The 10,791-nt window shown below is 66.3% G+C and carries 10 protein-coding genes; 7 read left to right on the top strand and 3 right to left on the bottom strand.

All coding sequences use genetic code 11. The features are described 5' to 3' along the window. Window positions 1-967: LysR family transcriptional regulator (locus RM96_RS29600; RefSeq protein WP_063926024.1), on the bottom strand; the 967-nt coding region annotated here is incomplete at its 3' end. Between the two features lie 101 nt (window positions 968-1,068). On the opposite strand from RM96_RS29600, the gene RM96_RS29595 reads away from it, so the two are divergent. The 7 genes from RM96_RS29595 to RM96_RS29565 all read left to right on the top strand — a co-directional run bounded on the left by RM96_RS29595 (window position 1,069) and on the right by RM96_RS29565 (window position 8,307). Further along, window positions 1,069-2,190 carry an alpha/beta fold hydrolase gene (locus tag RM96_RS29595; protein WP_039015301.1) on the top strand — a complete coding sequence of 374 codons (1,122 nt, stop codon included), beginning with the start codon at window positions 1,069-1,071 and terminating at the stop codon, window positions 2,188-2,190. 323 nt (window positions 2,191-2,513) lie between these two features. Further along, entirely contained in the window at window positions 2,514-3,602 is a 1,089-nt protein-coding gene (locus RM96_RS29590) for a LacI family DNA-binding transcriptional regulator (protein WP_039015300.1), read from the top strand. Between the two features lie 63 nt (window positions 3,603-3,665). Further along, window positions 3,666-4,688, top strand: a complete 1,023-nt coding sequence (locus RM96_RS29585; protein ID WP_039015299.1) for an ABC transporter substrate-binding protein — start codon at window positions 3,666-3,668, stop codon at window positions 4,686-4,688. Window positions 4,689-4,701: 13 nt separating this feature from the next. After that, window positions 4,702-5,520 (top strand): ABC transporter permease, encoded by an 819-nt coding sequence (locus RM96_RS29580; RefSeq protein WP_039015298.1) that lies wholly within the window; start codon window positions 4,702-4,704, stop codon window positions 5,518-5,520. 9 nt (window positions 5,521-5,529) lie between these two features. After that, window positions 5,530-6,405, top strand: coding sequence for an ABC transporter permease (locus RM96_RS29575; protein ID WP_039015297.1), 876 nt, complete (start codon window positions 5,530-5,532; stop codon window positions 6,403-6,405). Then, complete coding sequence (locus RM96_RS29570; RefSeq protein WP_039015296.1) at window positions 6,398-7,456, top strand: ABC transporter ATP-binding protein; 1,059 nt, start codon at window positions 6,398-6,400, stop codon at window positions 7,454-7,456. Before RM96_RS29575 ends, RM96_RS29570 begins: the two co-directional genes overlap by 8 nt. Next, the gene (locus RM96_RS29565) at window positions 7,453-8,307 is read left to right on the top strand and encodes a phosphodiesterase (protein WP_039015295.1); all 855 of its coding nucleotides are present in this window, start codon (window positions 7,453-7,455) and stop codon (window positions 8,305-8,307) included. The genes RM96_RS29570 and RM96_RS29565 overlap by 4 nt, the downstream gene beginning before the upstream one ends. Before the next feature lie 224 nt (window positions 8,308-8,531). Here the strand turns inward: RM96_RS29565 and RM96_RS29560 are convergent, their stop codons facing one another. Together RM96_RS29560 and RM96_RS29555 are read right to left on the bottom strand one after the other, a co-directional pair. Next, a complete protein-coding gene (locus RM96_RS29560) occupies window positions 8,532-8,978 on the bottom strand; it encodes a hypothetical protein (RefSeq protein WP_039015294.1) in 447 nt (148 codons plus the stop codon). A gap of 300 nt (window positions 8,979-9,278) precedes the next feature. Continuing rightward, window positions 9,279-10,364 (bottom strand): calcium:proton antiporter, encoded by a 1,086-nt coding sequence (locus RM96_RS29555; RefSeq protein ID WP_039015293.1) that lies wholly within the window; start codon window positions 10,362-10,364, stop codon window positions 9,279-9,281. Between the last annotated feature and the right edge of the window lie 427 nt (window positions 10,365-10,791).

Below are 10,791 nucleotides of genomic sequence, written 5' to 3'. Positions count from 1 at the left end.
CAAAAAATCCCCCCCCCCCCCCCCCCCCCCCCCGCCGATGGCGCGCCGCCAGCTTGTGCGTGAGCGCCACCAGTGCCGCCAGCGGCGGGTTGGCGCCATCGGCGGCATCGGCCCGGTAGCCTAGTGTCAGCGGCGCGCGCAGGCGATCGGCTTCCTGCATCCGGCAATACGCCACCCCATGCCGGTTCAGGCTGGCCATGGAAGCCGGCACCACGCTGACGCCGGCGCCGGCCGCGACCAGGTTCAGGTTCGTCAGCATCCGCTCGACTTCGGCGCCCACGCGAGGGGTGAAGCCCAGCGCCTCGCATTCGCGCAGCAGGTCGTTATACATGCCCGGCGCACCCGGGCGCCGCACCAGGATGAAGGTGTCGCCGGCCAGCTCCCGCAGCGAAACCGGCGCCGTTGGCGCGACACCGGCCTTCTGGCGCCTGCGCAGCAGCGGATGGTCCAGCGGCAGGGCGATCACCATGTCTTCCTCCAGCAGCAGGTCGAAGCGCACGCCCTCCGGATGCTGTACGGGCGCGCGCAGCAAGGCGGCGCTCAAGGTGCCGTCCGCGAGCTGTTCGATCGCCTCGGCAGCATTGCACTCCGTCAGCGACAGCGCCACGCGCGGGAACTGGCGCCGGCAGGCCCGCAGCACCTCGGGCGTCAGCCGGTGCGCGGCGGCCGAGCTGGTGAAGCCGATCGCCAGCGCGCCCTCATCGCCGCGTGCCATGCGTTGCATGCGCGCGCGCATCTGTTCGATCCGCCCGAACAGGTCTTCGGTGTCTGCCCGCAGCGCCTGGCCGGCAGGCGTCAGCGCAACGCCCCTGGGCTGGCGTTCGAACAATGCCACGCCGAGTTCGGTCTCCAATGCCTTGAGCTGTTGCGACAGGGGCGGCTGCTGGATGCCGAGCTGCTCCGCGGCGCGCGTGACGGAGCCGTGTTCGGCCACGGCCAGGAAATAGCGCAGGTGCCTGAGTTCCATGGAGGTATATCCATGAGATATGTGAATGACGACCAGTATATATTTTACGTGGGCCGAAGGATTGCCTACCATTGCAGTCCAGACGAGGAGACCCAATCCCAATGTTCCAGACTGTTCTGATCCCAATGCGCGCGGCGCGGCTTGCCGGTGCCGCCGCGATGATTGCCGCGCTGGCAGGCTGTGCCGCATCGGCCGGCAACCAGGCCGAGGCCGGGACGCGCCCCGTCAGCGCGGCCGCAGCCAGGCCACAGTGGCAACGCTTCCATCTCCGTGGCTACGATTTCCCCGTCTACGCCAACCATCCGCTGGACGGGGACATGTCGCGCATCCGCGAAGTCGTTTTCGTCCAGCATGGCCTGCAGCGCAATGGCGACGACTACTACGCCGCCGGCGCGGCACTGCTGAAAGCGACGGGGCGCAATCCGGACGAAGTCCTGCTGATCGCGCCCAACTTCCCGGGAACGCCGGACCAGGGCAAGGGCTTCGACAATATGCCGCGGTGGTCGGTGCAGGGCTGGATGAGCGGCGAGAACGCGGTGAATGCGCCGTTCAGCGTGAGTTCGCTGCAGGTGATGGACGACCTGCTCGGCTACGTGACCGACAAGTCGCGCTTTCCCGCGGTGACAAGGGTGACGGTGGCCGGGCACTCCGGTGGCGCACAGATCGTGCATCGCTACGCCGTGCTGAACAATGTGGACGAGCAGGTCCGGGCGCGCGGCATCGACCTGCGCTATGTGGTGGCCAACCCGTCCTCCTATCTGTACTTCACGCCGGTGCGGCCGGCAAGTGCGGACGGCAAGGTATTCGCGCCGTATGACAAGTCGGTCTGCGCCGACTACGACAAGTACCGCTACGGCATGCAGGACATCGTGCCCTATGCGAAGGGCACCTCCGGGCTTGCCTTGTACAGGCGATACGCGGGGCGGCAGGTGACCTACCTGGTGGGTTCCGAAGACAACGATCCCAACCATCGCGTGCTGGACAAGGCTTGCGGCGCGGAAGCCGAGGGGCCTACGCGCCTGCAGCGTGCGCGGGGTTATCTCCGCTACGAGCGCTACCTGGCCAGCCCGGGGCTGGTGATCCGGCATCAGGCGTTCGAAGTCGCGGGGGTGGGGCATGACCAGGCGCGCATGTTTGGCTCGCAATGCGGCGCGCGCGCGGTGTTCGGTCTGCCGGAGACTGACAATCCGGGCGGAGCAGCCTGCCAGGCCCCGCAGCTCTGACGTCGGCAGCAGGCACGCCCGGTTTGTCCGGGCGGGCAGTGTCGCCTGCCGATGCCAGGATTTTCCGGTCCGTTGCCCGTGGCGGTGTTTGCGCTCATCACGATGCGGCGCCTGAGCCAATCGACAAGGCGATCTGTCGCCACCCCGTCATCACCCGGTCACACATGCGCATGAAAATTCGACGCAAGTACGGGCGCAGGCTCCGGGCCGCACCGCATCCAGGATGCGGCGTTGCAACAACGGAAAACCTTGACGCCTGATTTTTCGGCGCTTGAATGAAAACGTTTTCATCGCAGTGCCCCACACAACCGACGAGGAAGCCCGTGGCGACGTCCCGCCGACCCGAGTTGCAGCCATGCATCGCCTGCGCCGACCCCGGCCACGGCGTCACGCTCGCCGACGTCGCCCTGGCGGCGCAGGTATCGCTGGCCACGGCGTCGCGCGCGTTCAGTCATCCTCAGCTCGTGCGCGAAGCCACTGCGAAGCGCGTGCATGATGCCGCGCAGCGGCTCTCGTTCCGCCCAAACCTGCTCGGCGCCAAGCTCCGCGCGCAGCAGACGCGCATCCTGGGCGTGATGCTGCCCACGCTGGAGAACGCCGTGTTCGCCGAATGCTGGCGCGGCATCGAGGAGTCGGCGATGGCCTCGGACTACTCGCTGATGCTCGTGACGAGCGGCTACGATCCCGCACGCGAGCGCGAACGGCTCGAGTACCTGCTGCGCCATCGCGTCGACGGCATGGTGCTGACCGTGGCCGACGCCGCCGAGAGTACCGTGCTCGACCAGCTCGATCGCGAGTCGGTGCCCTATGTACTCGCCTACAACCAGCTGTCGGCCCAGGGCGCCCAGCGTGGGCGGCACTCGGTGTCGGTTGACAATCGCATGAGCGCGTGTGAAGGCGTCGAGGCGCTGATCGCGGCCGGCCATCGGCGCATCGTCGTGGTCTCCGGCGCATTCATGGCTTCCGATCGCGCGCGTCAGCGCTTCGCGGGCTACGAGGATGCGATGCGGGCGCACGGGCTGGCCCCGCTTGAACCGGTCTGCCTGCCCTCGCACACGGCCAGCAATGCCGCGCAGATTCGCGAACTGATGGCGCGTGCCGATGCACCCACCGCCTTCTTTTGCACCAACGATCTGCTCGCCATCGGCGTGATCTCCGATCTCAAGCGCCTGGGCCTGCACGTGCCGGGCGACGTCTCCGTGCTCGGCTACGACGGTATCGCGCTTGGCGCCCTGATGGAACCGCAGTTGGCCACTGTGATGCAACCGAACGCCGAGATTGGCGCGCAAGCCGTTCGCCAGCTTCTGCAGCGGCTCAAGCGCGGCGACAACGTTCGCGATGACGCTGCGTACGGCGGCTACCTGTTGCCCCACAGGCTGCGCGTTGAAGGCACCGTCGGCGCGCCGCCATGAATCCTGACAACAAGCGCTTCACACACCATTCGCTGTCCCATCATCTCAACCAGGGAGCTTTATATGTCGACGCAATCCTTTTGGCGCCGTCCTCTACGCTGGCTGGCCATTACCGCAACTGCCGCGGCCTTCAGTCAGGGCGTGGCCGCGCAAACCGCCATCTGCTACAACTGCCCGCCCGAATGGGCTGACTGGGCCGCGCAGATCCGCGCGATCAAGGACAAAACCGGCATCACCGTGCCGCTCGACAACAAGAACTCCGGCCAGTCGCTGGCGCAACTCGTTGCCGAGAAGGCCAGCCCGGTAGCCGACGTGACCTATCTGGGCGTGACGTTCGGCATCCAGGCCAAGGCTGATGGCGTGACGCAGCCGTACAAGCCGGCCAACTGGAACGAGATTCCTGACGGCCTCAAGGACCCGCAAGGCAACTGGTTCGCCATCCACTCGGGCACGCTCGGCTTCATGGTCAACGTCGACGCGCTGCGTGGCAAACCCGTGCCGCAGTCGTGGGCCGACCTGCTCAAGCCCGAGTACAAGGGCCTGATCGGCTATCTCGACCCGGCGAGCGCCTTCGTCGGCTACGTCGGCGCTGTCGCCGTGAACCAGGCGATGGGCGGCACGCTGGACAACTTCGGCCCGGCCTTCAAGTACTTCCGTGAACTGCAGAAGAACCAGCCGATCGTGCCGAAACAGACCGCCTATGCCCGCGTGCTGTCGGGCGAGATCCCCATCCTGCTGGACTATGACTTCAACGCCTATCGCGCGAAGTACAAGGACCACGCCAACGTGGCCTTCGTGATCCCGAAGGAAGGCACCTTGGTGGTGCCCTACGTGATGAGCCTGGTCAACAACGCGCCGCATGCCGCGCAAGGCCGCAAGGTGCTCGACTTCGTGCTGTCCGACCAGGGCCAGGCGCTGTGGGCCAACGCCTACCTGCGCCCGGTGCGTAACGTGCCGATGCCGAAGGACGTGCAGTCGCGCTTTCTGCCCGCCACTGAGTATGCGCGCGCCAAGGCGGTCGACTTCGGCAAGATGGCCCAGGTGCAGAAGGGCTTCAGCGAGCAGTACCTGAAGGAAGTCCGCTGAGACGGCCGCTGCCATGACCAGACGCTCCCTCCCCCTGTTCCTGTTCGCCTTGCCCGCGCTCGTCGTGTTCCTGGCGTTCTTCTGCCTGCCGATGGCGCGGCTGATCGAAGTCAGCCTGACCGGCAAGGATGGCGCGGGCGTCTACTGGGCCGTGCTGACCAATGCGCGCTACTTGCACAGCCTGATGGTGACTGTGCTGCTCTCCGCACTGGTCACGCTGGCGACGCTGGTGATTGCGGGGATCTCCGGCACCTTCCTGCAACGGCATCCGGTGCCGGGCAAGGCAGTGCTGGTGGCGATGCTCACGTTTCCGCTGGCCTTTCCGGGCGTGGTGATCGGCTTCATGGTCATCATGCTCGGCGGCCGCAACGGCCTGCTGGCATCGATCGGCGACGCGCTGGCTGGCGAGCGCTGGACCTTCGCCTATGGATTGACCGGGCTCTTCGTCGGTTATCTGTACTTTTCGATTCCGCGCGTGATCCTGACCGTGATGGCGGCTGTCGAGAAGCTCGACACCTCGCTGGAAGAAGCGGCCCGCTCGCTCGGCGCCAATCGCTGGCACGTGGTGCGCGACGTGATGCTGCCCGCGCTGATGCCGGCGATGCTGTCGAGCGGCGCGATCTGCTTCGCCACCAGCATGGGCGCATTCGGCACGGCGTTCACGCTGGCCACGCAACTCGATGTGCTGCCGCTGACGATCTACAACGAATTCACCAACTACGCCAATTTCGGCATGGCCGCGGCCTTGTCGATCCTGCTCGGCGCGGTCACCTGGCTGCTGCTGGCGCTGGCGCGATGGTACTCCGGCGACGCGGTCGCCGCCACGGCCTGAGGACTCCCGATGACCTCGCAACCCCGCCGCGCCGCCTATTGGCTGCAACTGGCGCTCACGCTTGCGGTCTGCGCGTTCATGACGGTGCCCGTGGTGCTGTCCGTGCTGGCCGGCCTGACCAACAATATCTTCGTCGGCCTCTCCAGCGGCCTGACCACGCGCTGGCTGCTCGAAGTCTGGTCGCTCTATCGCGGCACGATCTTCCTCTCGCTGGGCATTGCACTGGCCTGCCTGGCCTGCACGCTCGTGATCGGCGTGCCCGCCGCCTACTACATGGCGCTGCGGCGCAATCGCGTGACGCGGCTGATCGAGGAGCTGCTGATGCTGCCCGTCGCCGTGCCCGGGCTGGCCACGGCGCTCGGCCTGATCCTGCTTTACGGCGGCTGGCAGGCCCTGCGCACGAGCTGGGTGTTCATCCTGATCGGACATGTGCTGTTCACGCTGCCGTTCATGGTGCGATCCGTGCTGGCCATCCTGGCGGCCATCGATATCCGCACGCTCGAAGACGCGGCCGCCAGCCTCGGCGCCACGCGCCTGCAGCGCTTCTTCACGGTGGTGCTGCCCAACTGCCGCCAGGGCATCCTGGCCGGCGCGCTGATGGTGGTGACGTTGTCCGTTGGCGAATTCAACCTGACCTGGATGCTCCATACGCCCACCACGCAGACGCTGCCGGTGGGCCTGGCCGACAGCTACGCATCGATGCGGCTGGAGATCGGCTCGGCCTACACCATCGTGTTCTTCGTGATGATCATTCCGTTGCTGGTCTTCATGCAGGTGATGAGCACACTCGGCGCACGCGCCCGCCGCCATGTTCCCCAGACCGAGGCCGCCCCCGGGATGCAGGTTGCGGCCGCACCCCCAACCGCCGAGACCCGCCATGCATGAGCCCACGACCATTCGCCTGCGCCGCTGCGCCAAGACTTTTACAGACGGAACGGCCGCGCTCCAGCCACTCGACCTCGACATCGGCGCCGCCGAGACCGTGGTGCTGCTTGGGCCATCGGGCTGCGGCAAGACCACCACGCTGCGCATCATCGCCGGACTCGAGCAACCCGACGCCGGCGGCGAGGTCTGGTTTGGCGACACGGCAGTCACCCATCTGCCCATCGAGCAGCGTGGCGTCGGCATGGTGTTCCAGAATTACGCGCTGTTCCCCAACATGACCGTCGCCGAGAACATCGCCTATGGCCTTCGCGTGCGCCGCACGGATGCCGCCACGCGCAAGCGGCGTGTCGACGACATGCTGGCGATGATGCATCTGGGACCGTTTGCCAATCGCCGTATCGACCAGCTCTCCGGCGGCCAGCGCCAGCGCGTGGCGCTGGCCCGCGCCATCGCCGTGCAGCCGCGCGTGCTGCTGCTGGACGAACCGCTGACCGCGCTCGACGCCAAGCTGCGCGACGCCCTGCGCGCCGACATCAACCAGCTCCTGCGCAGCCTGCATATCACCGCCGTCTACGTGACGCACGACCAGGCGGAGGCCATGGCACTGGGCGATCGCATCATCGTGATGGACAAGGGGCGCATCGCACAGTCGGGCACGCCACAGGAGATTTACCGCGCGCCCGCCAACGCCTTCGTGGCCGACTTCATCGGCACGATGAACCACCTGCCGGCGACCGCAGAAGCGGGCCGCTGGCGCGTGCCGGGCGGCACGGTGCCGATGGGCCTGCCCGACGACTCGCCGGTATCCGCTTGCGCCCGGCTGATGTTCCGCCCGGAGGACGTGGCGTTCGTTCATGCGGATCAGGCGCACATAGAAGGCACCGTCGTCACCGCGCTCTTCCTCGGCAACCACACCCGCCTGCTGGTCAACGTGGGCGCGGTGCAACCGCTGATCGTCGATACGGCCCGGCGCGACGCGTGGCAGGCCGGCGAACGCATCGGCCTGCGCATCGACACGGACCACCTGATTACGCTCCCCGACGCCGCATGAACACCCTAACCTCAGCCCCCTACCTGATCGCGCAACTGACCGACCTCCACATCAAGGCGGGCGGCAAGCTTTCATACCGTCTGGTCGATACCGCCGGCGCGCTGCACACCGCGATAGACACCTTGCTGGCCGCGCCGCAACAGCCTGACATCGTCATTGTGACAGGAGACCTGGTCGATTTCGGCAGCGAGCCCGAGTACCGCTTCCTGCGCGACATCCTGCAGCGCCTGCCGATGCCGGTCAGGCTGCTGCCCGGCAACCACGACCATCGCGCGTCACTGCGCGGCGTGTTTCCGGATCACGACTACCTGTTTGCCAATGGCGATGGCGATGCACCGGTTCACTATGCAATCGATGCCGGGCCGCTGCGGCTGATCGGCTTCGACTGCACGGTGCCGGGCAAGCCAGGAGGCCATGCCGATGATGCTGGTCTGGCGTGGCTCGATGCGGCACTGGCCGCGGCGCGGGCGCGCCCGACACTGGTGATGCTGCACCATCCGCCGTTCTACACCGGCATCGGGCACATGGACGAACAGGGGTTGGACAATGCCGCGGCGCTCGAAGCCGTCATTGCACGCCATCCGCAGGTCGAACGCGTGGTCTGCGGCCACCTGCATCGCCATATCACGCGCCGCTTTGGCGGCACCATCGCCATGACAGCCCCCAGTCCGGCGCATCAGGTCGCCCTCGATCTCGACCCCCAGGCGGCCTCGCGTTTCCGCATGGAGCCCCCCGGCTACCTGCTGCACTGGTGGCATCCGATACACGGGCTGGTGACGCACCTTGCGGCCAGCGGCGACTATGGCGCGCTGCATCCGTTCTTCGACGCCGACGGGAAGCTGATCGACTGAAACGGGTGGCATGGAAACGTGGCGCAGTAGCGGCAGGCCCGACCACTGCAGGTTCGCCAGGCTCGCCCGACAACAGCACGGCAGCAAGCTGCACGGCGGCCTCCCCGCGACACGCTTTGCCAGGGCAGGCAGGTATTTACCTGGCTCGCCAGCGTGAAGTCTGGCGGCAGGCGGCGGAACTGACAGGGGAACGGCTGGGGCAGGCGGCGCGACGCGGCACGTGCTCAGTCGTTGTGGTGATGATGCTTGTTGCCCTTGTGCTTGCCCTTGTTTCCGTGGCTGTGCCCGTCCGAATCGGTGTTATTGCTGCGCGAGACATGGCCGCCGAGCGCGGAGCCGGCCGCGCCGCCTGCCCCTGCGCCGATCACGCCACCGGTCCTGCCACCCATGGCATTCCCGGCCGCGGCCCCGGCGCCGCCGCCGACCGCGCCGCCAACCACGGCGCCGGTCCTCTCTTTCTTGTTCGAGGTCACCGCGCCGCCGGCACCGCCACCGACCGCGCCGCCAATGACGGAACCGGTGCTGCCTCCCAGCGCACCGCCCACCGCGGCGCCGGCGGCGCCGCCCAGGCCGCCGCCCACGGCATTCTTGGCGTCGTCGGCAAACGCGGGTGCCGTTGCGGTTGCCAGTGCGAGAGCGATGTACAGCGTGCGAGCGGAGCGGCGAGTCATGGCTGGTCCTTGTTGAAAGTTGCGGGGGAGTGGCATTCCTCAGCTGCATTCTACACACGGCGCCGCCCGCTCGCGCAAGCTGGCGCCGGCAGGGGCTCCCACTTCATTTTCGCGGCAGTTCGCGGGCAAAAATCTCCAGTTGGTCAATGCGGGCGTTGAAGAGCAGCGAGCCGAACAGCACACAAAGATGAAGTTGAAGGGGAAGCTTTTGCGTGTTTGCATATGCCTGTCCTCCACTGAACTCCGGGGGTCCATTGCGCGGCGCTTTGGCGTACAGATTGAAGTCCGCCGGGATTCCCCTCACGGAACAACTGACATGAACAAGTAGGCGGCAAAGATCACGAGGTGAACCACGCCTTGCAGGATGGTAGAACGGCCCATGCCGAGGGTCAGCGTCATCACGATTAGCGTCAGGAATAGCAACACCATATCCTTGCCACCTAGCCCCAGCGCAAGCGGCTGGCCAGTCCAGATGAAGACAGCCGCGACCGTCGGAATCGTCAGGCCGATACTGGCCAGCGCTGAGCCCAGTGCCAGGTTCAGGCTTGTCTGGATGCGATCGCCGCGTGCCGCGCGCAATGCCGCCAGGCATTCCGGCAACAGTACGAGCGCGGCAATTACAATACCCACCACGGCCGCCGGAGCGCCTGCGGACAGAATGGCGTTCTCCACCGACGGTGACAGCAATTTGGCGAGTCCCACTACCACCACCAGACAGACAATCAGCAGCCCCCCGCTTGCCAGCGCCACGCGCGCAGGCGGTGGCGGGAGATGCTGGTTTTCATCCGGGCTGCCTTCCACCAGGAAGTAGTCGCGATGGCGCACGGTCTGCACGAAGACGAAGCATCCGTACAGCACCAACGACATCACGCCGGAAAAGCCCAGTTGTGCGGGCGTCAGCATCGGCCCTGGCGTGGAGCTCGTGTAGCTCGGCAACACCATTGTCAGCACCAGCAGCGCGGCCAGCACGGCCATGGCCGCGTTGGCGCCCGGCGCCTGGAAGGCCTGCTCGTGATGATGCAGGCCGCCTACGAACAGGCACAGCCCGACGATGCCGTTGCAGATGATCATCACCGCCGCAAACACGGTGTCGCGCGCAAGGCCCGCATTTTCAGGGCCGGAAGAGAGCATGACCGAGACGATCAGCGCCACTTCGATGACCGTGATGGCAAGGGCCAGCACCAACGTACCGAACGGCTCGCCGACCTTGTGGGCAACGACTTCGGCGTGATGAACGCTTGCAAAGACCGAGCCGGCCAGTGCAATGCCCATCAGCGCGATCAGCCAGCCTTGGCCGGGCAGCAATGCGCCGGCAGCCAGCGTGACCAGGGCGACACACGGCGCAACGATCGTCCATGCAGGCAATTTGCTAGAGGTAACTGTCATCGCTGCGTTCTCCTTCCGTTCTTGCTCTTGATGCCGATGTCCGCACGGGCTGGACGCCGACGATCTGCGGCGGCAGTGCACAACAAGCATATCTTGGCAATGCCCTATCTGTTACACAAAGATGTTGGTAAGCGGAGCTTGACTACCTAAAATCCCTGTGAGCATTAGATGGCAGGGGATTTTTGTGCGTCCAGCGAAGGCTGGCGTATTCAGCGGGAAAGAAAGCCCGCCGGGGTAAGAGTCAGAGCCCCGTAGCTTGGATGGCAGCGTGCTCGGGAAACCGGGACGCTGAAGCCCATCGACAAAGTCGCCCTTGGGGCGATCGCGAGTCAGTAGTTGTCCATCGGGCAAGCCCGACCCCGAAGGATGAAGCGGGCTTGCGGCCGGTGCGTTGCGGGATAAGATCCCAAGTGGTATCGGCAACGAG

This window comes from Cupriavidus sp. IDO, assembly GCF_000812465.1.
Lineage (GTDB): Bacteria > Pseudomonadota > Gammaproteobacteria > Burkholderiales > Burkholderiaceae > Cupriavidus.
This window is presented reverse-complemented; position numbering and strand designations above follow the sequence as displayed.